The organism is Streptomyces sp. NPDC085927 (assembly GCF_044540975.1).
GTDB lineage: Bacteria > Actinomycetota > Actinomycetes > Streptomycetales > Streptomycetaceae > Streptomyces > Streptomyces hirsutus.
Window position 1 is genome coordinate 1 of the sequence record NZ_JBITSN010000010.1, and the last position, 23,067, is coordinate 23,067.

The following is a 23,067-nucleotide window of genomic DNA, read 5'->3' on the forward strand; positions in this document are numbered from 1 at the left end:
TCGTCGGTATGGTCCGCGCCAACCGGCCGTGGCGGTTGGTGCCGGGCTTGTCGAAAGCCCTGGCGGCCGCACTCGCCACGGGGGCGATCGCCACCCTGGACTCCACCCTCTGGAGCCTGGCCGCGTCCCTGAGCACGCCACGCCTCGTGATCGCCATGGTCGGGTCCGTCGCGCTCATGATCGGCTGGCTGATCGTGGACGGGGAGCTGTGGCATCGAACGGCAGAGGTTTCGCCGGAGGCGAGGCAGAGGAGGGCTCTCTACAACGTCTCGACGGTCGTGACCGTGGGTATCGGGGTGCTCGTCTGCTACGTGGGTTTGTTGGTCATCAACTTGGTGTGGGCGCTGTTCATCCTCAACGACCGAGTGTTCGCCTCCCTGACACAAACCCCGCTGCACGCCACGGAGTACTTGACGTTGTCCTGGTTCGTCGCTTCGGTCGCCACGGTGGGCGGCGCGCTGGGCTCTGGCTTGGAGAGCGACGAGGCGATCCGGGCAGCCGCCTACTCCAAGCGCGAACAGGAACGTCGTCACTTGCTCCAGGACGACCACGGTGACCAGCCCTCGAAGTGAACCGATACCGGCACAAATGGCTCCCGGCCGCGCGTACCGGCATCGCCGCTTACCATGGGCGGCGTGCCGGAAGTCCCGGCTGCACGTGGCGGCCCTTCGGACCAGCCCACGCCCGCCGAAGTAGGGCCGCCCCCCCCTCAGCCGGCGGGCGACGCGCACGAGGCTCCAGCATGGCGACAGCAGCGCGATGTGCTCCGGCGGGTTGATCATGGCGATGACGGGGCGGGTGTTGTCCCGGGCAGGTCCGTCACCCTTCTTCAGCCGCTTCGTGGCCTCCGTCGGCCATCCCGGATCGGCCACGAGGACGACGCCGAGCCGCGGCCGCCAGGGCTGAACATCCGGTGTCGGGGGTGTGGTCATCGATCGCGAATGTACGCGAGGGTGCCGGTTCGGGAGCGTAGGTCGCGGCCTTGGGGGCGCGCGTCCGCCGAGCGCGGTGCCGCCAGGAGGCGGCGGCGCGGCCGACGCGCCCCGGCAGGGCGTTCCCGTTAGGCTCGCACCCGTGAGGTGGCTGCGGACCTTCGGGGAGGTCGTACGATCCGGGCTCACGATCGAGGAGACGCGGCTGGAGCCCCTGCTCGCGCTGCGCACGGCTGCTGGGGTGGCGATCGTCATCGGGCCGACGCTGTGGCTGGTCTCCCCTGCGTACGCGGCGTCCGCCGCCCTCGGTGCCTACTCCGCGGGTGGGGCCACCTTCCAGCGCACCTGGCGTCCGCGCAAGGTGATCGCGCTCGGCGCGGGCGCGGGTCTGGCGCTCAGCACCTTCGTGGGCTACCTGGCGGCGGGGCGACTCGTGACGTTCCTCCCACTGCTGGCCGTATGGGCCTTTGCCGCGGGGATGGCGTGGGCCCTCGGATCGACCGTTGGGATCGTCGCAGCGACGACGGTCGGCAGCATGCTGGTGACCATCACCCTGCCCACGAGCGTCGGGCGAGCCCTGGAACACGCCGGGGTCATCGCGCTCGGAGGCATGGCGCAGGCCGTGCTGATCTTACTGTTCCCGATCCGCCGTTGGGGGGCGCATCGTGATGCGCTCGCCGACGCCCTGGCCGCCGTGGCGGACTACGCCCGCCGGCTGCGGCACGACCCGACCGCCCCGTTCGACCCGGAGCCGTTGATGAGGGCCCGGGACGCGGCCGCCGTGACGCCATCACAGGCCCGCACCCGTCCCCCCGTCCTCCACGGCCCCCGTGGCCTTGCCGAGCGCATTCTGCCGGTCGTCGCCGCGCTCGCCGACCCGGACGTCGGCGCCCCGGCGGAGGGGCCCGGGCGGGACCGCGCACGGGAGTTGCTCGACGCGGCCGCCGACGTCCTGGACGCGGCCGCCCGTTCGATCCGCCGCGGCACTCCCGCCGAGGTGTCGCCCAGGAGTGCGGACGTCCTGCGCGTCGACGAGGAGGACGAGGCGCTGGAGGGGCCTGCCCGGCAGGCCGCCGAACGGCTTGTGGAACTGCTCGCCGAGGCGTTGGAGATCGCCGGGAGCGGCGGCGCGCGCGACAAAGCGCCTACGCCGCCCGGCCCCGCGAGCGTCCAGTTCCTGGTGCGCCCGACAATGTTCCGGCTGCTCCCGGTCGTCGTCCGGGCGGTCCGCCATGAGCTCCGCCGGGACTCGCCCGTGTTCCGGCACGCCGTCCGCCTGGCGGCGGTGGCCACGCTCGGCTATCTGATCGCTTCCCGGCTACCCCTGGACCACGGCTACTGGGCGCCCATCGCCTCGGTGATGGTGATGCGGCCGGACTTCCACCGGACGTACGCGCGTGCGGTGGCCCGTCTCGCCGGGACCCTGGCGGGGGTCGCGCTCGCCACCGGGATGGTGCGGGCCCTGGGCCCGGAGGCCCATGTGTTCGGCGCGCTGGCGGTGGTCTCGGCGGCCCTGTCGTACACGCTGATCCGTACCGGCTACGCCTACTCCCAGTGCTTCACTGCCGCGTACGTCGTCTTCCTGCTCGGCATGGGCGGCCAGGCATGGGAGCAGACGGTCCCGGAGCGGGTGGTGCTCACCCTGCTCGGCGGGGCCCTGGCAATGCTGGCGTACGCGGTGTTCCCCGCATGGGAGACCCCCCGGCTGCCGGGCCGGTTGGCGGACTGGCTGGCCGCCAACGGCCGTTACGCGGCCGCAGTGCTCCGCAGCTACGCCGAACCGACCCGGGAGCATCGCGCCGACATGCGCAGGGCCCTGCTGGCTAGTAGGAAGGCACGTGCCGCCTGGCAGGAGGCCTACGACCAGGCAAGGCAGGAACCGGTCCGCCCCAGGGGTCTGACATCGCGCGAGGCGGAGGAGGCGCAGGAGGCGCTCAAGGGACTCGACCGGGCGGCGATGCTCATGGAGAGCCACGTCCCGCGGGCCGACAGCCGTTTCGCCCCCGAGGCGGAGCGGTTCGCCGAGGCCTTGGAGGCAGACACCGCGCAGGCGGCAGTCGACGTGCGCGAGCACAGGAATCCGGACTGGGGGCGCGTGGAGGAGGCGCTCCACGCGTGGGAGGGTGACGCCGGGGACCGGAGCCCGGTGCTACGGCGCGGGGCGGAACTGCAGAAGCGCGCCTTGGAGGACCTCGCGACAGCTGTGAGCCGCACACCCCTGGAACGGGACGTCGGCTCCGCTCGCGAGGAGCAGCGGGTGCGGGCGGCCGTGGCTGCGGAAGGTGATGGATCAGGACCCGCGTACCGGGGTGGGTGACGGCTCCGGCGACGGGGAGCGCCGCGCCTCCTGGAGCGGGAAGTAGTCTCCCGGCCGTGTCGAGCGCCGCCACACGTAGACCGCTGTCGCCATCACGAGGATCAGCCCCGCCAGGACGAGCAGTTCGATCCCCTCGACGTTCCACCGGAAGGACTTCTCCGCCTCGGCCGTCACGATGAGCACCTTGCGGATGCCGGCAATCAGGCCGACGACGAGGAACGGCTCCGCGTCGAGGATCCGGTTCCTGATGGTGAGGCGGACAGTGTGAAGCAGCTCGGCCACGATGAACAGCACCAGGCTGTTGTCCAGGGCGGTGAGAACGACCGTCTCCTCGCGGTACGGCCCCGGGATCGAGCTGATGACGTCATGGACGACCCCGACGGTCAGGAGCCCCGCGAGCAGTACGAGGAGCGCCGCGACGACGAGGTGGATGCCGTCCTCGATGAGCTGCAGGAGGCCCTGCAACCGGCCGCCCTCGATCTTCGGGATATTGGGTCGCACAGTCAGCATGCTAGGGGTGCCCCGGTCTGCAGGCGCGGCGTGCTGGGCGAACGGGTGGACGAGCGGATCCCTCCCTGTGGTGGCAGCCTGGGGGAAGCGGCGAGGCGCGACATCACCGAGGCCTACCCGGCGGCAGGACAAGGGTTATGAGACAGCCCGACGCGGACACGAACGGCAGGAACCTGCGGCCCGTCCTGGTGCCGACCCGGGATCTGCCCTCCGAGACGGTCCGGGACCTCGCCCCCGGCCCGCGGGAGGAACCGCGCCGCCGCACCGCCAGGGGCATCCGCTGGCAGGCGGACACCGACGGCGCCCCTGGCGGCGAACGAGCAGGTCGACGTGTCCGACGTGGCCGAAACGTCGGCACCCGCCCGGAGGACGGCGACTGGGACATCGGCGTCTTCCTCACCGACCTGCCGAGCCGGGCGGAGCACAACCCGGTCCGCACCGAGGCCGACCCTGAGCACAGGGTCGCACTGTCTCACGCCCGCCCTCGGCTCCCGGCGTCTGCGGCGCCGGGTGCGGCAGGCGGTGGCCGGCGCCGTCAGGCACAGGCCACGCAGGACGAAGAGCCTCTGGTTCGCCCGTCGTCGGCCGTCCGGCGCCCGGGGAGGAATCCAGGCACGAGCGCTACGCGGTGCCAGGGCTGCGCACGTCCGCCTGGTCCTGGGCGCTGTTCCCCGGGACCCTGCACGCGAGCCGCCCCGGCATCCGGATCCGGATCCCCGAGCCTGTCCCGCGCCCTGGCGGACGTCTTCGCCACCGCGGCCGTCGGGTTCATCAACGGCACGACCTGGCAGGTCGTCACCGCTGAGTCCCTGGACGTCCGCAACCTGCCGAGTTCTTACCGTTCCGCGAGCAATAGCGGAGACTCTGCGCTGCCGGAGTGGCGCGAAGCGATGGCGGGGAACCTGTACTGGGCCGTTGCTGCGTGGCGGGCGCACCGTGCCGGAGGACGCGAGTGCACTGGAGGTGTGTGATGAGTGCTGACCACTCCCACGAGAGCCGTGATGGTCACGTACTGGTCCTCGATGCTGGCTCTTCGAGCCTTCACATCGCTCTGTTCGCGGCGGACGGTGAACGGGTGGCGGATCGAGACGCCTCGGAGCCCCCGGGGCCTGCTGCGGCGGCGGAACTGCGGAACTTCCTCAGCGAGGTGCCCGCTCCTGCGGCGGTTGGTCACCGCATCGTCCACAGCGGTCCGCACCTGACTGGACATACGCTGATCGACGCACGCGTACGGGCTCTGCTGGCGGACGTCGCCGATCTCGCGCCGCTGCACGTGACCCCTGCCCTGCCTGTGGTCGATGCCGCACGAGAACTCCTGCCCGACGTTCCTCATGTCGCCTGCTTCGACACTGTCTTTCACAAGGATCTGCCGGCACAGGCGCGCACGTACGCCGTGCCGGAGCGATGGCGAGCCGAATACGGGCTGCGCCGGTACGGCTTCCACGGGCTTTCCTACTCGTGGGCACTGCAGAGGTCGGCGCAGGGCCTGCGCCGACCCGTCGACAACCTCCAGGTCGTGCTCGTGCACATGGGCGGCGGCTGCTCGGCCTGCGCCGTCCGGAACGGACGCAGCGTGGACACCACCATGGGCCTCACTCCGCTGGAAGGCCTGGTGATGAGCCGGCGCAGCGGCAGCCTCGACCCCGGCGCGCTGCTGTGGCTGCAGCGGCGGCACGGTCTGAGCACGGACGAATTGGATGACACGCTCCACCGGCATTCCGGTCTGCTCGGCCTCTCCGGTACCTCGGGAGACACCCGGGACCTGGTGCGCGCCCGCGCGGAGGGTGATGCCGCGGCCGCGTTGGCGCTGGCGACGTTCACACTCAGCTGCCGCAGGGGCATCGCCTCGATGGCCGCCTCGCTGGACCGGCTGGACGCGCTGGTCTTCACCGGGGAGATCGGCGAAGACCAACCCGAGGTACGCGAGGAGATCTGCTCGGCTCTGACTGTTCTCGGTGTACGAGGCGGGCTGCTCGTCCCCGAACTGGAAGATTTGATGCGGGAAGGCCTCCGACGCATCGATCAGGCGGGGAGAGGTGTCCCGGTCCTCGTGGTCGCAACCGGCGAGACACAGCAGATCGCCGCCGAGACCCGACGGGTGCTCGGCATGTGACTGGCCAAGGCAACTGCCGGCACATCCACACTTGCCTGGCCCGCGCAAAGAACCGGCCTCCTGTACCAGGACAGCACGGGGAGGGGCGACGTCTGGTCCTGTCCGCCGCCCCCGTCTGGTCACGGGGATCGAGGCCACTGGCCCGCATCAGAGCTCCGTACCGCCCCTTCGACGCCCATTAGGACGCCCTGCGCCGCATGTTCACCGACTGGCTTGCCGCCCTCGGCATCCCGGTGCTGGTCATACGGGGCTTCAGCTCGCAGTCCTACGTCGACATCGTTCGGGTGCGCACCGCCCGCGATCCGCGCCCCGCGGTCCTGCTCTACATCGGAGACTTCGACTGCTCCGGCGACGACATCCAACGCGACTGGGTCGCGCGCACCAACTGCTGGGCGAAGGTCGAGCGGGCTCTCCTCACCTACGACCAGATGCAGGCCTGCGGCCTACCTGCAGCCGAAGGGAAGCGCGACGACCCGCGCTGGCCGGCCTTCGCCCGCCGGTACGGCTTCGACGCCGACCAGCCAGTTCAGTGGGAGGTCGAAGCCCTCGAACGGGCCGAGCTCCAGCGCCTGGTGCTGGAAGGGTGTTGTCAAGTTGTCCATAAGCAGGATGGCTGATGGGGTCTCAGGTCGAGGTGGGGTGAGGTGGTGGGCTCTGGGTCAGGCCGTGGCGGGCATGGCGGTGGTCCCGGTGATCTGGTTCCAGGTGGTGAAGCGATGCTGCATCTCGGCGCGGTAGTCGGGTGCGGCCATCAGGTGGCGGGGCCGGAAGTGCGGTGAGATCTGGCTGAACGCGGACAGGAACCTTTGGGTTCCGCCGGCCGAGCGGAAGCCCTTCATGGCGCGTTCACGCTGCCTCGTCGGCTGGTGGCTGTTCTCGGCCCGGTTGTTCAGGCCCTTGCGGGAGCGATGCTCGACCGACGACATCAGCTCGCGGTGCGCGATGCCGTAGCTCTTCAGCTTGTCGGTGACCAGCACCCGGGGCACCCGGCATTGCTTCTTCATGAGCTTGGCCAGGAACCGCTTCGCGGCCGCCGCGTCGCGCCGGGACTGGAACAGGATGTCGAGCACGGTACCGTCCTGGCCCACGGCCCGCCACAGGTGGTGCCGCACCCCGCCGATCTTCACGAACGCCTCGCCGAGATGCCACTTGTCGCCGGCCTGGGACGGCGGCGGCGCAGGGCCGCGGCGTACCGGGGGCCGAGCCGGTCGCACCACTGCCGGACCGTCTCGTGGGAGACGACGCTCCGGCGCGCGAGCAGCAGCTCCTCGACTTCGCGGTACGACAGGGGGAAGCGGTGGTACCGCCACACCGCATGGGAGATGATCTCCGCCGGGAACCGGAAACCCTGGTACGACACCGTCGCTCCGGTCTCCACGGCCGCCCCTCTGGTGATCAACAAACCTGACGATCACCCCAGCCCCAAGGCCACCGGCTCAACCTGACACTGCCCCTCGCATCGAGAACTACCTTGGCCTCCCGTCGGGCGTCTCCGGGGGCGAGCTCATCGAACGCGCGGTGTTCCAGGCCCGCAAGCTCGGTGCCCGCCTCATGGTGCCGGCCCAGGTCAGCGGGCTCACCCCGCAGGACGACGAGTACGTCGTCACCTTCACAGACGGGTCCCGGACCCGGACGGGCGCCGTGATTCTCGCCTCAGGCGTGTGGTGTCGCAGGCTTGAGGTGCCCGGCATCGACCGCCTGGAGGGCATCAGCGTCTACTACGCGGCGACCGTCCACGAGGCCAGTCTCTGCCAAGCGGATCGGGTCGCCGTGGTCGGCGGCGGAAACTCCGCCGGGCAGGCGGCGCTGTTCCTCGCGAACTACGCGACCAGGGTCCACCTCCTCGTCCGGGGCGGTGACCTCAACGCGGACATGTCGCGCTACCTGGTCGACCAGGTGGAACGGCACCTGAGGATCGAGGTGCTGCTCCACACCGAAGTCCGGGGCGTCTCCGGGGAGGAGAAGCTGGAGTCGCTCATGGTGAAGGACAACGCAAGCAGTGAGCTCCGGGAGTTGCGGGCCACGGCGCTGTTCGTGTTCATCGGGGCCCGGCCGCGCACGGAATGGCCCAGGGGTGTGCTGCCGCTGAACGAGAAGGGCTTCGTCCTCACCGGCACCGACGCCCAGGCTGCGGCCGACGCGGCCCGGTGGGCCGCACTCGGCCGTGGTCCGTTGCTGCTGGAGACCGCCCTTCCCGGGGTCTTCGCCGCCGGCGACGTCAGGAGCGGCTCGGTCAAACGGGTGGCCTCAGTAACCGGTGAAGGTGCCATGGCGATCCGCCTCGTGCACGAGCACCGGAAGCAGACGGGCAACCTGGTCCGCACCGCGGGCCCCGAGGGGCGCCGGCCAGTGGCGGGCCAGTCCGTGTCCTGGCGCTGACCCTGCCCCTGACGTAAGTGGTCCGACCCACCACACGGTCGCCTCCCAACGGGCGCCCAGCGCACCGCCGACAGTTCCCATGGGCGGGATGAACCGAGCGGGGGAGAGGTAGTACCCGGCATCGGGCTGGTGCTCGACGAGCGGGGCCCAGCGACTCCAGTGTGAGCAGGAACGCCACGGTGACATGACCGAGCACGAACAGCGTCGCGTACAGGCAACCGATGCCTATGAACGAGGTGATCACGGTGACGAGGTTGAACAGGCGGTCCTGCTGCCAGCCGATCTCGTCGCGCGGGCGGTCCCACAGCTCGTGGCCGACGACCAGTCAGTGGGCGCGGATCGATCCGTCCTTCCGGGTTGGACACCGAAGCGGGTGGCCGGTGGCGCAGCGTGCGGCGCGAGCCGGAGTGGTGCCGGAGCGGATGTTCGCGGTGGCGCACGCGATCGTGCCCTTGGTGGTGAGAGCAGGCCCTGTTCTGGGAGGACGAGGAGGTCTGGCCCCCGCCTGCACCTGCGCCGGCGGGGGCCAGCGTGTCACGTGGCGCCGACGCCACCCCGGGGGCATCCTGTGGGCACTTGCGATCGCGGGGACAGCCGAGGAGAAGGGTCCAGCCATGCCGGTGTCGTCGCAGGGCGTTACGGTCGTGGCTCTCCTGGCGGATCCGGACGCGCCGACGGAGATCGCGCAGCGCATGGCGCGGACACTGCCTGCTCGGCTCGCCGAAAAGTCGGGCCGGGGGCGACGGTTCGACGTGGAGGTGGTCAGTGAGCCCTTCACCTCGGGGGCGGAGGACCTGCCCACCCTGATGCGCCGGATCATGGGCCGCAAAAGTGCGGAGAACTGGGACATCGTCGTGGCCCTCACCGACCTTCCGCTGCACTCACACGGGCTCAAGCTCGTGGTGGAACTGAGTCACGAACACGGCTTGGCGCTGCTGTCCCTTCCGTCGCTGGGGGGCCTGCGGCTGCAGAGGAGGGCCCGGCGGGCGGTGGAAGAAGCCGTGCTCGGCTTGGCGGGTCCGCGGGCCACTGGGGCCGAGGAACCTCCGCAGCCGCTCGGGCGCTTCGTCAGTCGTCTCGCGCCTGTCCATCCGGGCCCGGTCGGTGAACAGGAGACCGCCGACCTGCGCTACGTCGTCAGCGGGCCGCGCGGTTACCTCAGGGTGCTCGTCGGTATGGTCCGCGCCAACCGGCCGTGGCGGTTGGTGCCGGGCTTGTCGAAAGCCCTGGCGGCCGCACTCGCCACGGGGGCGATCGCCACCGTGAACTCCACCCTCTGGAGCCTGGCCGCGTCCCTGAGCACGCCACGCCTCGTGATCGCCATGGTCGGGTCCGTCGCGCTCATGATCGGCTGGCTGATCGTGGACGCGCACCTGTGGCATCGAACGGCAGAGGCCTCGCCGGAGGCGAGGAAGCGGTCAGCTCTCTACAACGTCTCGACGGTCGTGACCGTGGGTATCGGGGTGCTCGTCTGCTACGTGGGTTTGTTGGTCATCAACTTGGTGTGGGCGCTGTTCATCCTCAACGACCGAGTGTTCGCCTCCCTGACACGGACCCCGCTGCACGCCACGGAATACTTGACGTTGTCCTGGTTCGTCGCTTCGGTCGCCACGGTGGGCGGCGCGCTGGGATCGAGCTTGGAGAGCGACGAGGCGATCCGGACAGCCGCCTACTCCAAGCGCGAACAGGAACGTCGCCGCATGCTCCAGGACGACCACGGTGACTAGCTGGTGATCTGAGTCGGAGATGCGTCTTTGGTCGGTGGCCGGCTGGATGCGAAGAAATCCGCTGATCGATCGAGGAATGGTTGTTTCGCGTCGGAGGCCGATGGGGACTCGCACGGCACGCCGCCGGACGCCGAAGCTCCGCCTGGCGGGCCGGTGGCGGCACCACCGTTCCATCTGATCCGGGCGAACGGCCCGTAGAGGCGTGCCGGAGCCACGGACCCCGTCGTAGCAACTTCCGAGAGTCAGGCTCTTTGCGCCGTCTCATCATCGCCGTGCCGCGGTCATACCGCGACACCGAGAGAAGTCATCATGAAAGCAGTGGTATACGAAGGACCGCGAACGGTCACGGTGAAGGACGTACCGGACGCGAAGATCGAACATCCCTGCGACATCATTGTCAAGATCACCACCACCAACATCTGCGGTTCGGACCTGCACATGTACGAGGGCCGCACCTCGTTCGAGTCCGGCCGCACGCTGGGACACGAGAACATGGGCCAGGTCGTGGAGGTCGGCTCGGCCGTCCGCAAGGTCCAGGTCGGCGAGTACGTGGTCCTGCCCTTCAACATCGCCTGCGGCTTCTGCAAGCAGTGCGAGCGGGGTCTGACCAACTACTGCCTGACCATGCAGCCGGAACCGGCCCTCGCCGGAGCCGCTTACGGATTCGCCGACATGGGCCCCTACCAGGGCGGCCAGGCGGGGCTGCTGCGCGTGCCCTACGGCGACTTCAACGCGCTGCGTCTGGGCGAGGACGCCGCCGAGCGGCAGACCGACTACGTGATGCTCGCCGACATCTTCCCCACCGGCTATCACGCCACCGAGATGGCCCACGTCAAACCGGGCGACCAGACCATCGTCTTCGGGGCCGGTCCCGTCGGGCTGATGGCGACCTACTCCGCCCTCCTCAAGGGCGCCGGCCGCGTCTGGACGGCCGACCACCAACCCGACCGGCTGCGCAAGGCGGAGGAGATCGGGGCCATCCCGATCAACACCGCCGAGCAGAACCCGGCGGAGGTCGTCAAGGAGGCCACCCTCGGTCTGGGCGCCGACAACGGCTGTGAATGCGTCGGCTACCAGGCACACGACCCCGAGGGACACGAGGACGCCAGCCTCACGCTCAACGGCCTGATCGACTCGGTCAGGTTCACGGGCGACATCGGCGTGGTGGGCGTGTTCCTGCCCCAGGACCCCGGCGGCGAGGAGGCCCAGGGCGAACTGGAGGCACAGGGCAAGGTCCCGATCGACTTCGGCATGATGTGGTTCAAGGGCCAGCACATGGGGACCGGGCAGGCGCCGGTGAAGAAGTACAACCGGGCGCTGCGGGATCTGATCGCCGGCGGGAAGGCGAAGCCGAGCTTCGTCGTCTCCCACGAGCTCAGCCTGGACGAGGCCCCCACCGCCTACGAGCACTTCGACGCCCGTGACGAGGGCTGGACCAAGGTGGTCCTGCATCCCAACGGACACGGGAACGGCCACAAGCGGTAAGGGCCGCCGTCCCGCCCGTATCCCCCGGACCGGTCCGGCCGACGAGGGGCCATCACCCCAGCTCCGGCCGGGGCCGGGGCGGCGACCGCCTCCGACCCCGGCCGGACCTCAACCAGTGGCGATCACTCGCGTCCGGCCCGGTAGGCCGGACGGCGGCCCCTCCCCCGCCCAGCTTGACGGGCGCGTACTCGAGAGGCTGGGTCTGCATCCGCTCCTTAAGTCGAAGCCAAGGATCCACCGGTGATGACGCCCGTCAAGCCCATGGCGCGCGTCACGACGCCGCGACACCGGACGGCTGCGCCCGTTCGGGTGACGGGGGATCGAGGATTGAATGCGGGCCACGCGGAAACTCCGGCGTTGTCCGACATGCGGGCTTCACCTTCTCACTCGAGTGACCCGACGCCTTCCCTTCACCTCACCGCACGTGGGGAGCACCCATGAAGACAGACACCCGCTCCACCTCCCGCCTACGGCACGATCCGCTCGTACGCGGCCTCGGCTGGGCCAGCGCACTCCTGGGCGTGCCCCAGGTCGTCGCCCCGGCGGGCTTCGCCCGGGCCCTGGGCGTGGACGACACCTCCCGACACCGCCTGGTCACGACCGCTGTCGGTGTGCGCGAGCTGGCGGCGGCGACCGGGCTGCTGGGGCGGCCGCATCCCGCCTGGCTCTGGGGCCGCGTCGGCGGCGACCTCATGGACCTGGCGACGCTGACCCGGGCCCTGAAGAACCACAACGGCCGCGGCCTCGGCCGCACCGTCGCCGCGACCGCCGCGGTCACCGCCATCACCGCCACGGACGTCTACGCGGCCGTTACCCGCACCCGTAGGAGCGCCCCCATGGAACTGACCGCGGCCACCACTGTCACCCAGCCCCCGGACGAGGTCTATGGCCTCTGGAGTGACCTGGAGCGACTGTCGGACTTCATGGCGCACCTGGACGAGGTGCGCGTCACCGGCCCGCGCACCAGTCACTGGCGGGCCAGCGCGCCGTTCGGCAAGGCGGTCGAATGGGACGCCGAGACCACTCAGGACGTCCCCGGCCAGCTGATCGCCTGGCAGTCGGTAGACGGTGCCGACATCGACAACTCCGGCGAGGTCCGCTTCGTGCCCGCCCCCGGCGACCGGGGCACCGAGATCCGGGTGACCCTGCGCTACGACCTGCCCGGCGGGGCACTGGGCAAGGCCGCGGCGCGCTACTTCGGCGAGGAACCGCACCAGCAGCTGGACGACGACCTGCGCCGCTTCAAGCAGATAGCGGAGACCGGTGAGGTCGTCCGCTCCGAAGGCGCACCCGGCGGCAAGCGGGCCCGCGGCGAGTTCCCGCAGCACCCGGCCCGACCGCTGACCGAGGACGAACTGAAGGAGGCCCTGGCATGAAGGCGAACTGCTGGACGGGACGCAACTCGGTCGAGGTGCAGGACGTCCCCGAACCGTCGATCCTGAACCGCCGCGACGCCATCGTGAAAATCACCTCGACGGCGATCTGCGGCTCCGACCTCCACCTGGTCGACGGCTACGTCCCCACCATGGAAAAAGGCGACATTCTGGGCCACGAGTTCATGGGAGAGGTCGTCGAGGTCGGCCCCGGCATCAGCGACGACAAACTGCGCGTCGGCGACCGGGTCGTCGTGCCCTTCCCCATTGCCTGCGGCGCCTGCGCGTCCTGCCGCGCGGAGCTGTACTCGTGCTGCGAGAACACCAACCCCAACGCCGGCATCTCGGAGAAGCTCTTCGGTCACCCCACCGTCGGCATCTACGGCTACTCACACCTCACCGGCGGCTTCGCCGGCGGCCAGGCAGAGTACGCCCGCGTGGTGCTAGCAGACGCCAACGCCCTCAAAATCGAGTCGGACCTCACCGACGAGCAGGTGCTGTTCCTGTCCGACATCCTGCCGACCGGGTACATGGGCGCCGACATGTGCGACATCCAGGAAGGTGACGTCGTCGCCGTCTGGGGCGCCGGTCCGGTCGGCCAGTTCGCCATGGACAGCGCCCAGGTCCTGGGCGCGGAGAAGGTCATCGCGATCGACAAGGAGACCTACAGGCTCGACATGGCCGCCGCCCAGGGCTACACGACCATCGACTTCGAGGACACCGACGTACGGTCCGCCCTGCTCGAACTCACCGGCGGCCGGGGCCCCGACAAGTGCATCGACGCGGTCGGACTGGAGGCCACACACGGTGCCTCCCACGTCCATCTCTACGACCGCGCCAAGCAGGCGGTCCGCTCCGAGACCGACCGGCCACACGTCCTGCGCCAGGCCATCCTGTCCTGCCGGAGCGGCGGCGTGGTGTCGGTCATCGGCGTCTACGGCGGGCTGATCGACAAGTTCCCGGCGGGCGCCTGGATGAACAGGTCCCTGACCCTGCGCACCGGGCAGTGCCACGTGCAGAAGTACATGAAACCGCTGCTGGGCATGATCGAACAGGGCAAGATCGACCCCACCAGGGTCATCACCCACCGGCTGCCCCTGACTGAGGCAGTGACCGGCTACGACCTGTTCAAGAACAAGAAGGACCGCTGCGAGAAGGTCGTCCTCACGCCGTGAGGGCCGCGCCGATGAACTGCGGCACCATGTGTCGCTGACGCCGACGAGCCGAGCCGGCCTTGGGGGAACTTCACTTCGCGGTACTCCAGCAGGAAGTACAGCTCGCCGAAGAATATGGCCAGGTTGGCCCTGTTGATCTCATCGATGATGAGGATGTGCGGATTTGCCGGGTCTTTCCGGGCGCGTTCCGCGAGCAGCTTCAACGGCCCCCGGCAGCACCTCGAACGCCACCATGCCGTTGTCCGCCCTGACGGGGCGGAAGCCCTCGAAGAAGTCCTCGTACGTGCAGGAGGGGTGGAACTGTACGAGTTCCACCCGGTCCCGGACCGGCCAGATGCTCGGCCAGGGCGCGCGCCAGATACGTCTTCCCCGTACCCGGGGGGCCGTAGAAGATGAGCTGGCGCTGCTCCTGGGGCTGCTGGGCGGTCTCCCTCAGCCATGCCGCCGGCATCAGCAACTGCTGGGCCAGATCCTCGGTGACCGGCGGCAACTCCAGGGGCTTGGTGACGTCGGCCTCCAGCAGCGGCTCGTCGCCGACATCCTCCAGCCCTGCGCGTTCCGCCAGTTCCGCGGCCACACTGCTGATGTCGTACACGGTGGGCGGCCGGGTCAACCGCGCCTGCACCGCCTCGGGCAGCTCGGCGCGTGCCGACGTGAAGTCGATGCCAGTGTCGCCGAACGGTCTGTCCAGCGAGCTGCTGGAGGAGCTGGCCGCGCTCGCGGCCGAGAAGGTCCGTGGGGAGGGGCTGCCGCTGATGGGCGAGGGCGGGCTGCCGCCCGAGCTGGCCCAGCACCTGATGCAGGCCGCCCTGGAAGCGCAGATGGACGAGCACCTGGCCGGCCGGGCCGGCGGGCGTGGGTCCCGTTCGGGCGGCAACATGCGCAACGGCTACCGGGCCAAGAAGGTCATGACGGAGGTCAGTGCGGTGACGGGGCAGGTCCCCCGGGACCGGCTGGGCACCTTCCGGCCCCGGCTGCTGCCCGCCTACGCCCGCCGCACCGGCGCGCTGGACGACCTGGTGCTCTCGCTGACCGCGAAGGGCCTGACCTCCGGCGAGATCGTCTCCCACCTCGCCCAGACCTACGGGATGACGCCAAGTACTGGACCACCGTCCTGACCGAGATCAAGAACAGAGGCGTCCGCGATGTCCTCATGCTGGTCTGCGACGGCCTGTCCGCCCTGCCCGACGCGGTGAACACCGTCTGGCCCCAGACCGTGGTGCAGACCTGCGTGGTCCACCTCATCCGCGCCAGCCTGCGCTATGCCTCGCGCCGCGACTGGGCCGAGATCGCCCGCGACCTCAAGCCCGTCTACACCGCCGTCAACGAGGAAGAAGCCCGACAGCGGCTCGCCGACTTCGACGCCACCTGGGGCAAGCGCTACCCCTCGATCGCCGGCACCTGGCAGCGGGCCTGGAGCGAGTTCATGCCCTTCCTCGGCCTGCCCCAGGACACTAGTGCGCCGCGGGGAGTTTCTGTGCCGCGTGCTACGCCTCGGCCGTTTGACGCGTGTCGTCACCGCCTCCTTGCTCCGCGTGCTGGAAAGCGGAGAGCCGGAGTACAGCGGTGCCCTCGCTGGACGCTGCACCCCGTCGTAGCCCGCTGCGCACAGAAGCCCCGCCAGCATTCCGGCGGGGCTTCGTCGTCGCACGCGCTCTCACACAAGTCTCACCAACTGTGCGGACTCCCCCGGACCGTGAGGCCCTGACCTGGCATTACGCGCCTGCCCTGGATTAGCTGGACGCCTCTGGACGGTCTCTACAACCTGTGCCATGTGGGGCCGACCCGCGCCGGACTGAGCCTCTTAGCCGCGTTGGTCAGCCATCGACGGGATGCGGCCTGCGCTGCGGTGAGACAACCGCTATCCCGGACCTGCTGCGTCCACTAAACAGCAGACGCGGCAGTCACTCAGTGTGCTGACCCGAGAGCCGCAGGCGAACTAACTCACCCGCGTCACCGCAGCTACGCCAGACGCACCTCTGGAGAGAATTTGGGGAGTATCGACGGCCCTGGGGAGCGCGTGGGGAGAATCGGCTGCGTAAAGTACGAAGCTGAAAGACACTGAAAGACGCATCCCCGCAGGTCAGCGCACCCTTCCTCGCGGCTTCAGCGGCACCGGCGGCAGCTCGGGGGCGGGCAGTGGAGCGCCGTCGTAGCCCTTCACCTCGCCGAACCGCGTGCCCTCCATCCAGTCCCGGCGGGCCTCTTCGATCTCCTCCTGGGTCCGGCCGATCCAGTTCCAGAACATGATCAGCTCCTCCTCGAACGGCTCACCGCCCAGGAGCATCACGGACGCGTCGGACTCGGCGCGCAGCGGGAGTTCGTCGCGGCCGCAGCCGAGGTAGAGCATCGAGCCCGGGAGTACCGGTACGCCGTCCACGTGGACCTCGCCGGACATCGCGAGGACCGCGTACTCGAAGTCGCGTTCCAGGGGCAGGCGGACGTCCGCGCCGTCGGACAGGGAGAGGTCGGCGCCGATGATCGGGGTGTACGCCGTGCCGGGCGAGGTGGCGCCGTCGAGGCTGCCGAGGATGAGCGTGGCGTCGACGCCCCGCGCCGTGACGACCGGGAGGCCGGCGTGGTGCTCGAAGTGGGGCTCGGTGTGGCGGTGGCCGTCCGGGAGGGCGACCCAGAGCTGGGCGCCGTGCAGGAAGCGGGCGTGCGAGCGGGGGCTCTCCTCGGAGTGGCTGATCGCCCGGCCCGACGTCATCAGGCCCAGTTCGCGCGGGCGGATCGTCTGGAGGCTGCCCGTGGAGTCACGGTGCAGGACCTCGCCCTGGTGCAGCCAGCTCACCGTCTGCAGACCCATGTGCGGGTGCGGTGCCACCTGCATGCCGGGCTCGTCGGCGATGTCGTCGGGACCGTAATGGTCGACGAAGCACCAGGCGCCGACCATGCGCCGGCCCAGGTTCGGCAGCAGCCGCCGGACTTCGCTGGACTCTCCGAGCTTGACCTTCCGGGGACTGAGGAGTTCACGCACCGGCTCTGCCACCACGAAGCCGCGCCCACCGCACAGGGACGGAACGGCCTCGCGCTCAAGATTGCTCATGCCCCACAACTTAGCCCCGCGGGGCAATGCGTCAATCAGGCGCCGCGCCACACGGAAGGCGGGGGGGGGAGGCGACGGGAGGTGTTGCAGTGGTACGGAGGACGACGGAATTAGTAGCCATGGCTATAGTAGCCATGTACTGTATCGGTTCATGAGTTCGGTCCATTCGGCGCCCGAGGGCGCGACGCCGGGATTTCTGGTCTGGCGACTGTCCATGAAGTGGTGCGTCGCGGTCGACCGCGCGGTGGCCCCGCTGGGGCTGACCCACGCGCAGTACTCACTCGTCGCGTCGCTGTACGGGATGGGGCGTGCCGGAGAGCGGCCCAGCCAGCGTCGGCTCGCCGACCACACGGGCCTCGAAGCGCTCTACGTGTCGAAGCTCGCCCGCGCCCTGGAGGCCGCCGGTCTCCTCAAACGCACCCGGGACCCGCGCGACCCGCGCGCCATGCAACTGGCGCTCACGGAACGGGGCGCCGAGGTCGCCCGCCGGGCGATCGACGTCGTTCACGTGCTCCTGGAGCAGTTGCTGGAGCCCCTCGACGGCCTCGACGGTCCGCGCACCCGCGCGTTCACCCGCGATCTGACGGCCCTCCTCGGCACGCCCCTCGCCGCGCCGGCGGACGCCGCCGGCGACCACGCCGACGCTCACGAGACGGAGCATTCATGACCATCACCGCACCCCCTTTCGACAGCCGCGCCATCGGCCTTGCCCACTATGCGACCCGCGCCGTCCTGGAGAGCGTGCTGGTCCGCCACGGCGTCTCCTTCCAGCAGTCGGTGGCCCTCCGGCTCGTCGCCGTGGCCGAGGGGCCGGTCGACCGCGCCCGTCTGGCCGAGGACGTCGTCGGCGCCCTGAAGACCGGCCGCCCGGAGGCGGACGGCGTGGTCGACGGGCTGATCGCCGCGGGACTGCTGGCCCCGGACGGGCCTTCCCCGGTGCGGATCACGGACGCCGGGAGGAAGCTGCACGACGCGACGTCCGCCGAGACCAAGGTGATCGCCGCCAGGATCTACGCCGGCATTCCGTCCGACGAACTCGCGGTCACCGGACGGGTGCTGGCGCTCGTCACCGAGCGGGCCGACCGGGAGTCGGCCGCAGCGGCGGCCACCCCGGACCAGTAGTGGAATATTCAAGCAACCCCGTCCGTTGTCGGCGTCGAAGGAGGTCACGAGTGGACACCATGTACTACTACGACCACGGAACCCCGGCTGAGCGCTGGGAGCGTGCCGGGCTGTTCTTCGACGCCAGGGACTACGCCGGTGCGGCGCGCGTCCTGAGCGGGCTGGTCGAGGAGGTGCCGGAGCAGACCGGACCGCGGCTGCTGCTGGCGCGTTCCTACTACCACTCGGCCCAACTGCGCCGCGCCGAAGCCGAGTTGCGCGTCATTGTGGAACGCGATCCGGTGGAGCACTACGCCCGGCTGATGCTCGGCCGCACCCTGGAGCGGCAGGGGCGGAGCGAGGAGGCGAAGCCCCACCTGCGGATCGCCGCCGCGCTGGCGGGCGACTTCGACGGCGGCGTCGACCGCGAGCCCGACCCCGCGTAGGCGGCGGGCCCGGGCTCGGCCCGGCCCCGCGCGGTGATGTCACGCGCGCCGGTGCCCGGTTCTCCCAGGGGAGGCCGGGCACCGGCGCGCGTGCGGTTCCGTCCGGGGGTGTGCTCCGGCTACGGCGTCCGCACCGCCCCAGCCGGTTCGCCGCCCTCGGCTCCCCCGGCTTCCTCTGCTCCCCCGGCTTCCCCGGTTCCTCCGCCCCCTCCGTTCTTCCGGCCCCGCCGGTGGGCGATCTCCCCGAGGACGATGTCGACGGCGAGGAAGGCGGCCAGCGGGATGCCGAGGAGCGGGACGAAGTAGCCGAGTACGGCGATCGCCGCCAGCAGCGGGACGAGGATGTGCGGCGGAACCTGCTGCCAGGCGCCGCGTGGGATCGGCCGTCCGAAGGACGAGCCCCGGCCGCGCTGCCACCACATGCGGTAGCCCCACAGGATCAGCAGGATCAGGGAGGCCGCGAGCAGCATCAGCGCGATCTGGTTGGGCAGGCCGAAGAGGCTGCCGGTGTGCAGGTCGATGCCCCAGCGGCTGAGTTTGGCGAGCACCGGGTAGTCGGCCCACCGCACGACGTCGGTGACCTGGCCGGTGGCCGGGTCGACGGCGACGGCGTCCTGCTTCTCGGGCCAGCTGCGCTGGATCTGCTTCACGACATACGAGGAGGCCGCGTCGGCGGGCGGGACGATCTCCACCGGGTCGTCGAGCCGCTCGTCCCGTGCCGCCGCGAGGACCCGGTCGAGACCGGCCCCGTGCGCCGCGTCACCCCCGGTGCCGCCGGCCGTGTCGTGCTCCGCGTGTTCGCCGCCCGCCGCGGCCGACACCGCGGGCGTCTCCTGGCCGAGCGAGGCGCGCAGATCGGCGATGTTGGCGCCGGTGTACGTGGACCAGGTCAGCCCGGTCGCGGAGAGGAAGAGGAAGCCGACCGCGGCCCAGGCGCCGATGCCGCCGTGCAGTCCCAGGGTGCGCCGTCGGCCGCTGGTGCCGCGGATTTTCCGCAGGGCGCGGCGGCGGGAGAACCAGAGCACCAGGCCGCCGCCGGCGATCACCCACAGCCAGCTGGCCGCGAACTCGCTGTAGAGGCGGCCCGTTTCGCCGAGGTGCAGGTCGCGGTGGAACTCGTCGATCCAGGTACGCAGCGGCAGCGCGCCGCTGGAACCGTACTGTTCCAGCGCGCCGCGCACCTCCCCGGTGTACGGGTCGACGAACACGGCGAGGGTGTGGTTCGGGTCCACGTCCGCCACGCCGGACAGCATCACCCTGGTCGTCGCGCCCGCCTCGGGCGAGGGGCGTATGGCGGACACCGTGCCCTCGGGGTGGGCCTTGCGGGCGGCGGCGACCTGTTCGGAGACGGGCAGTTCACGGTCGCCGACGGGGACGGTCAGCTCATGGTCGTAGACGATCTTCTCGGCCTGGAAGGACGCGGCGTACAGCAGGCCGGTGAGGGCGGCGACGAGCAGGAACGGGGCCACCACCACGCCCGCGTAGAAGTGCAGGCGCAGGATCAGGGGGCGCAGGGTGCTCCAGCCGGATCCCTGCCGTGCGGGGGTGGGGGGTCGGGTGGCCTCGTCCGCGGTGGTCGAGGGGGCGGTGGTCATCGGTGGGCTTCTCCCGAGGGCGTCTTGGCGGCCGTGATGCTGCTCCAGTGGTCGGAGCGGCGGGGCGCCGAGTTCCCGGGGCTTCCGTGTGAGCTGCGTCACTCGTGGCGGCGGCGGTCCGTCGGACGCATGGCATCCTGACTCGATGGGAACTCCGAACGATCGCGCACCCCTGGCCGAGCGGGTCGAGCAGCTCCTCTCCGGTGACGGACCGTTGCCCATCGTCGCGGCCGGGGACCCGGTGCTGCGGCGGCCGTCCGACCCCTTCGACGGCCAGTTGGGGCCCGCCCTGCTGGCCCGGTTCGTCGAGGCGCTGCGGGTCACCATGTACGCCGCGCCGGGGGTCGGGCTGGCAGCGCCGCAGGTCGGGGTGGGACTGCGGATCGCGGTGATCGAGGATCCGGCGCCCGTCACGGAGGAGGTGGCGGTGGCGCGCGGGCGGGTGCGGCAGCCGTTCCGGGTGCTGGTCAATCCGGCGTACGAGCCGGTCGGGCCCGCACGGGCGGCGTTCTTCGAGGGGTGCTTGAGCGTGCCGGGTTACCAGGCGGTGGTGGCGCGGCACGCCGAGGTGCGGCTGACCGGGCAGGACGAGCACGGGCGGGCGGTGGACGAGGTGTTCGGCGGCTGGCCCGCCCGGATCGTGCAGCACGAGACGGACCACCTCGACGGCACGCTCTACCTCGACCGGGCCGAGCTGCGCTCGTTGTCGTCCCATCAGGCGATGGCGGAGCGCTGGGCGCGGCCCACGCCGGAGGAGGCCGCGCGGGCGCTGGGCTTCGAACTGCCGTGACCGGGTGGGGGCGGGGCGGAGGAAACTCCCGCCCGCCCGCCCTCCGGGCCCTCAGGCGTCCCGGTACGCCTCCAGCAGCCGGAGCCACACCTCGCTGATCGTCGGGTACGACGGGACCGCGTGCCACAGACGGGCCACCGGCACCTGGGCGGCAACCGCGACGGTGGCCGAGTGGAGGAGTTCGCCCACGCCGGGGCCGACGAAGGTGACGCCGCGCAGGGTCTCGCTCTCGAGGTCGACGACCATGCGGGCGCGGCCCGTGTAGCCCTCGCCGTACAGCCCGGCGCCGGCGACCGAGGCCAGGTCGACGTCGACGGCGCGGACGCGGTGCCCCGCCTCCTCCGCCTCGGCCAGGGAGAGACCCACCGAGGCCGCCTCCGGGTCGGTGAACACGACCTGGGGGACGGCGTCGTGGTCGGCGGTGGCGGCGTGCGCGCCCCAGGCACGGTCGGCCACCGGTTCCCCCGCGGCCCTGGCGGCGATGGCGGCGCCGGCGATACGGGCCTGGTACTTGCCCTGATGGGTGAGCAGGGCGCGCTTGTTGACGTCTCCGACCGCGTAGAGCCAGTCCTGGCCGGTCACTTGGAGGCTCTCGTTCACGGTGAGCCAGGAGCCGGGTTCCAGACCGACGGTCTCCAGGCCGATGTCGTCGGTGCGCGGGGCCCGGCCGGTGGCGAAGAGGATCTCGTCCGCCTCGATCCGCTCCCCCGTGTCGGTGACGGCCACGACGACACCGTTCTCCCTGGTCACCGAGGTGGCGGAGGTGCCGGTGCGGATGTCCGCGCCGGCCTCGGTGAGCGCCTCGGCGACCAGTTCCCCGGCGAAGGGCTCCATGCGGGCCAGCAGGCCCTTGCCGCGTACGAGGAGCGTGACCCGGGAGCCGAGCCCCTGCCACGCCGTGGCCATTTCGGCGGCGACGACGCCTCCGCCGACCACGATCAGCCTGCCGGGCACGGCCTGGGCGCTGGTGGCCTCCCTGCTGGTCCACGGCGCGACCTCGTCGAGTCCCGGCAGGCCGGGCAGCAGCGCGCGGCTGCCGGTGCAGACGGCGACTGCGTGCCGGGCGGTGAGGACGCGCCGCGTTCCGTCGGGGGCGGTGACGGTCACCGTGCGCGGGCCGGTGAGCCGGCCGACGCCGCGGTGCAGGTCGACGCCGACGGACTCGAGCCACTGGACCTGGCCGTCGTCCTTCCAGTGGGAGGTGTACTCGTTGCGGCGGGCCAGGACCGCGTCCGCGTCGAGCGGTCCCTGCACCGACGCGCTCAGGCCGGGGAGGCGGCGGGCGTCGGCCCGCGCGAGGACGGGGCGCAGCAGGGCCTTGCTGGGCATGCACGCCCAGTAGGAGCAGTCGCCGCCCACGAGTTCGCTCTCCACGATCGCGGTGGAGAGCCCTGCCGCGCGGGTGCGGTCGGCGACGTTCTCCCCGACGGGTCCGGCGCCGAGCACGACGACGTCGTAGTCGAGGGGTTCCGATTCCGGCGATTCCGTTCGCGTCTGCGTCATGACGCCAGTCTGGTGGGTGGTGTGCGTACCGGCCACATGGGTAGGGGGCGCGGAATACGTGACCGGCCGGCCGTGGTTGTACCGACGGCCCGCCCCGCTATCGGAAAGAGGGACATACGCAATGAGCAGCACTGTGGAGCTCACCAAGGAGAACTTCGACCAGCTGGTCACGGAGAACGAGTTCGTTCTGATCGACTTCTGGGCGTCCTGGTGCGGGCCGTGCCGTCAGTTCGCGCCGGTGTACGACAAGGCGGCGGCGGAGAACCCGGACCTGGTGTTCGGCAAGGTGGACACGGAGGCGCAGCCGGAGCTGGCCGCGGCCTTCAACATCCAGTCGATTCCGACGCTGATGATCGTCCGCGACCAGGTGGCCGTGTTCGCGCAGCCGGGCGCGCTGCCCGAGGCCGCGCTCACGGACGTCATCGGGCAGGCCCGGAAGCTGGACATGGACGAGGTCCGCAAGTCCATCGCCGAGCAGCAGGCGGCGCAGGGCGACGGCGCGGCGGACACCCGGAACCAGAGTGAGTGATCACCCCGGCTCCGGGCGTCGCCGCGACGCCCGGAACGGATGG

Annotated in this window: 20 protein-coding genes and 2 pseudogenes; 16 read left to right on the forward strand and 6 right to left on the reverse strand. The window is 70.8% G+C overall.

Translation table 11 applies throughout. The features are described 5' to 3' along the window. Positions 1 to 572, forward strand: a pseudogene (locus tag ACIF80_RS24405) (hypothetical protein); the annotation flags it as partial. Between the two features lie 502 nt (positions 573 to 1,074). Continuing rightward, on the forward strand, positions 1,075 to 3,249 hold the full coding sequence (locus tag ACIF80_RS24410; RefSeq protein WP_399808263.1) for an FUSC family protein: 2,175 nt from the start codon (positions 1,075 to 1,077) through the stop codon (positions 3,247 to 3,249). Here the strand turns inward: ACIF80_RS24410 and ACIF80_RS24415 are convergent. Continuing rightward, entirely contained in the window at positions 3,223 to 3,759 is a 537-nt protein-coding gene (locus ACIF80_RS24415) for a phosphate-starvation-inducible PsiE family protein (RefSeq protein WP_399808265.1), read from the reverse strand. The two genes, ACIF80_RS24410 and ACIF80_RS24415, sit on opposite strands and share 27 nt — an antisense overlap. A gap of 1,075 nt (positions 3,760 to 4,834) precedes the next feature. Here ACIF80_RS24415 and ACIF80_RS24420 point away from each other — a divergent pair. Both ACIF80_RS24420 and ACIF80_RS24425 read left to right on the forward strand, forming a co-directional pair. Further along, positions 4,835 to 5,872: an acetate/propionate family kinase gene (locus ACIF80_RS24420; protein WP_399808268.1), complete on the forward strand. Its 1,038-nt coding sequence runs from the start codon at positions 4,835 to 4,837 to the stop codon at positions 5,870 to 5,872. Positions 5,873 to 6,069: 197 nt separating this feature from the next. Continuing rightward, positions 6,070 to 6,489 (forward strand): hypothetical protein, encoded by a 420-nt coding sequence (locus ACIF80_RS24425; protein WP_399808270.1) that lies wholly within the window; start codon positions 6,070 to 6,072, stop codon positions 6,487 to 6,489. A 42-nt stretch (positions 6,490 to 6,531) separates the two neighbouring features. On the opposite strand, the pseudogene ACIF80_RS24430 reads toward ACIF80_RS24425, so the two are convergent. Then, positions 6,532 to 7,250: pseudogene (locus ACIF80_RS24430) on the reverse strand (IS6 family transposase). A 140-nt stretch (positions 7,251 to 7,390) separates the two neighbouring features. On the opposite strand from ACIF80_RS24430, the gene ACIF80_RS24435 reads away from it, so the two are divergent. The 5 genes from ACIF80_RS24435 (at position 7,391) to ACIF80_RS24455 (ending at position 14,011) form a co-directional block, all read left to right on the forward strand. Beyond that, positions 7,391 to 8,251 (forward strand): NAD(P)/FAD-dependent oxidoreductase, encoded by an 861-nt coding sequence (locus tag ACIF80_RS24435; RefSeq protein ID WP_399808272.1) that lies wholly within the window; start codon positions 7,391 to 7,393, stop codon positions 8,249 to 8,251. A gap of 614 nt (positions 8,252 to 8,865) precedes the next feature. After that, a complete protein-coding gene (locus tag ACIF80_RS24440; protein WP_399808274.1) occupies positions 8,866 to 9,978 on the forward strand; it encodes a hypothetical protein in 1,113 nt (370 codons plus the stop codon). A gap of 309 nt (positions 9,979 to 10,287) precedes the next feature. Then, entirely contained in the window at positions 10,288 to 11,463 is a 1,176-nt protein-coding gene (locus ACIF80_RS24445) for a glutathione-independent formaldehyde dehydrogenase (protein ID WP_399808276.1), read from the forward strand. Positions 11,464 to 11,900: 437 nt separating this feature from the next. Continuing rightward, positions 11,901 to 12,839 (forward strand): SRPBCC family protein, encoded by a 939-nt coding sequence (locus ACIF80_RS24450; protein WP_399808279.1) that lies wholly within the window; start codon positions 11,901 to 11,903, stop codon positions 12,837 to 12,839. Further along, positions 12,836 to 14,011, forward strand: coding sequence for a zinc-dependent alcohol dehydrogenase (locus ACIF80_RS24455; RefSeq protein WP_399808281.1), 1,176 nt, complete (start codon positions 12,836 to 12,838; stop codon positions 14,009 to 14,011). Before ACIF80_RS24450 ends, ACIF80_RS24455 begins: the two co-directional genes overlap by 4 nt. A 199-nt stretch (positions 14,012 to 14,210) precedes the next feature. Here the strand turns inward: ACIF80_RS24455 and ACIF80_RS24460 are convergent, their stop codons facing one another. After that, entirely contained in the window at positions 14,211 to 14,606 is a 396-nt protein-coding gene (locus tag ACIF80_RS24460; RefSeq protein ID WP_399808283.1) for an AAA family ATPase, read from the reverse strand. Between ACIF80_RS24460 and ACIF80_RS24465 the strand changes: the two genes are divergently transcribed. Both ACIF80_RS24465 and ACIF80_RS24470 read left to right on the forward strand, forming a co-directional pair. After that, positions 14,596 to 15,129, forward strand: a complete 534-nt coding sequence (locus ACIF80_RS24465) for a transposase (protein WP_399808285.1) — start codon at positions 14,596 to 14,598, stop codon at positions 15,127 to 15,129. The two genes, ACIF80_RS24460 and ACIF80_RS24465, sit on opposite strands and share 11 nt — an antisense overlap. Positions 15,130 to 15,134: 5 nt before the next feature. After that, positions 15,135 to 15,719, forward strand: a complete 585-nt coding sequence (locus ACIF80_RS24470) for a transposase (RefSeq protein ID WP_399808905.1) — start codon at positions 15,135 to 15,137, stop codon at positions 15,717 to 15,719. Between the two features lie 375 nt (positions 15,720 to 16,094). Here the strand turns inward: ACIF80_RS24470 and ACIF80_RS24475 are convergent, their stop codons facing one another. Further along, positions 16,095 to 17,060: a pirin family protein gene (locus ACIF80_RS24475; protein ID WP_399808288.1), complete on the reverse strand. Its 966-nt coding sequence runs from the start codon at positions 17,058 to 17,060 to the stop codon at positions 16,095 to 16,097. Positions 17,061 to 17,211: 151 nt separating this feature from the next. Here ACIF80_RS24475 and ACIF80_RS24480 point away from each other — a divergent pair, with 151 nt between their 5' ends. From ACIF80_RS24480 to ACIF80_RS24490, 3 genes are read left to right on the forward strand one after another with little or no spacing between them, the layout of a single operon-like run. Beyond that, positions 17,212 to 17,727 (forward strand): MarR family winged helix-turn-helix transcriptional regulator, encoded by a 516-nt coding sequence (locus ACIF80_RS24480; protein WP_399808290.1) that lies wholly within the window; start codon positions 17,212 to 17,214, stop codon positions 17,725 to 17,727. Then, a complete protein-coding gene (locus ACIF80_RS24485) occupies positions 17,724 to 18,182 on the forward strand; it encodes a MarR family transcriptional regulator (protein ID WP_399808292.1) in 459 nt (152 codons plus the stop codon). Before ACIF80_RS24480 ends, ACIF80_RS24485 begins: the two co-directional genes overlap by 4 nt. Positions 18,183 to 18,241: 59 nt before the next feature. Then, on the forward strand, positions 18,242 to 18,607 hold the full coding sequence (locus ACIF80_RS24490) for a tetratricopeptide repeat protein (RefSeq protein WP_399808907.1): 366 nt from the start codon (positions 18,242 to 18,244) through the stop codon (positions 18,605 to 18,607). Between the two features lie 119 nt (positions 18,608 to 18,726). Here ACIF80_RS24490 and ACIF80_RS24495 read toward each other — a convergent pair whose 3' ends face one another. Then, positions 18,727 to 20,202: a PepSY-associated TM helix domain-containing protein gene (locus tag ACIF80_RS24495; protein WP_399808294.1), complete on the reverse strand. Its 1,476-nt coding sequence runs from the start codon at positions 20,200 to 20,202 to the stop codon at positions 18,727 to 18,729. A gap of 145 nt (positions 20,203 to 20,347) precedes the next feature. Here ACIF80_RS24495 and ACIF80_RS24500 point away from each other — a divergent pair, with 145 nt between their 5' ends. After that, positions 20,348 to 20,992, forward strand: coding sequence for a peptide deformylase (locus ACIF80_RS24500; protein WP_399808297.1), 645 nt, complete (start codon positions 20,348 to 20,350; stop codon positions 20,990 to 20,992). 51 nt (positions 20,993 to 21,043) lie between these two features. Here ACIF80_RS24500 and ACIF80_RS24505 read toward each other — a convergent pair whose 3' ends face one another. After that, a complete protein-coding gene (locus ACIF80_RS24505) occupies positions 21,044 to 22,495 on the reverse strand; it encodes a dihydrolipoyl dehydrogenase family protein (protein WP_399808299.1) in 1,452 nt (483 codons plus the stop codon). A gap of 121 nt (positions 22,496 to 22,616) precedes the next feature. Here ACIF80_RS24505 and trxA point away from each other — a divergent pair, with 121 nt between their 5' ends. Then, on the forward strand, positions 22,617 to 23,024 hold the full coding sequence (trxA, locus tag ACIF80_RS24510; protein ID WP_399808302.1) for a thioredoxin: 408 nt from the start codon (positions 22,617 to 22,619) through the stop codon (positions 23,022 to 23,024). Positions 23,025 to 23,067: the final 43 nt, after the last annotated feature.

Coding starts and splice junctions, on each gene's coding strand:
- ACIF80_RS24415 (WP_399808265.1), bottom strand. CDS start 3,759: ATGCTGACTGTGCGACCCAATATCCCGAAGATCGAGGGCGGCCGGTTG.
- ACIF80_RS24425 (WP_399808270.1), top strand. CDS start 6,070: ATGTTCACCGACTGGCTTGCCGCCCTCGGCATCCCGGTGCTGGTCATA.
- ACIF80_RS24440 (WP_399808274.1), top strand. CDS start 8,866: ATGCCGGTGTCGTCGCAGGGCGTTACGGTCGTGGCTCTCCTGGCGGAT.
- ACIF80_RS24445 (WP_399808276.1), top strand. CDS start 10,288: ATGAAAGCAGTGGTATACGAAGGACCGCGAACGGTCACGGTGAAGGAC.
- ACIF80_RS24450 (WP_399808279.1), top strand. CDS start 11,901: ATGAAGACAGACACCCGCTCCACCTCCCGCCTACGGCACGATCCGCTC.
- ACIF80_RS24455 (WP_399808281.1), top strand. CDS start 12,836: ATGAAGGCGAACTGCTGGACGGGACGCAACTCGGTCGAGGTGCAGGAC.
- ACIF80_RS24465 (WP_399808285.1), top strand. CDS start 14,596: ATGTCGTACACGGTGGGCGGCCGGGTCAACCGCGCCTGCACCGCCTCG.
- ACIF80_RS24475 (WP_399808288.1), bottom strand. CDS start 17,060: ATGAGCAATCTTGAGCGCGAGGCCGTTCCGTCCCTGTGCGGTGGGCGC.
- ACIF80_RS24480 (WP_399808290.1), top strand. CDS start 17,212: ATGAGTTCGGTCCATTCGGCGCCCGAGGGCGCGACGCCGGGATTTCTG.
- ACIF80_RS24485 (WP_399808292.1), top strand. CDS start 17,724: ATGACCATCACCGCACCCCCTTTCGACAGCCGCGCCATCGGCCTTGCC.
- ACIF80_RS24490 (WP_399808907.1), top strand. CDS start 18,242: ATGTACTACTACGACCACGGAACCCCGGCTGAGCGCTGGGAGCGTGCC.
- ACIF80_RS24495 (WP_399808294.1), bottom strand. CDS start 20,202: ATGACCACCGCCCCCTCGACCACCGCGGACGAGGCCACCCGACCCCCC.
- ACIF80_RS24500 (WP_399808297.1), top strand. CDS start 20,348: ATGGGAACTCCGAACGATCGCGCACCCCTGGCCGAGCGGGTCGAGCAG.
- ACIF80_RS24505 (WP_399808299.1), bottom strand. CDS start 22,495: ATGACGCAGACGCGAACGGAATCGCCGGAATCGGAACCCCTCGACTAC.
- trxA (WP_399808302.1), top strand. CDS start 22,617: ATGAGCAGCACTGTGGAGCTCACCAAGGAGAACTTCGACCAGCTGGTC.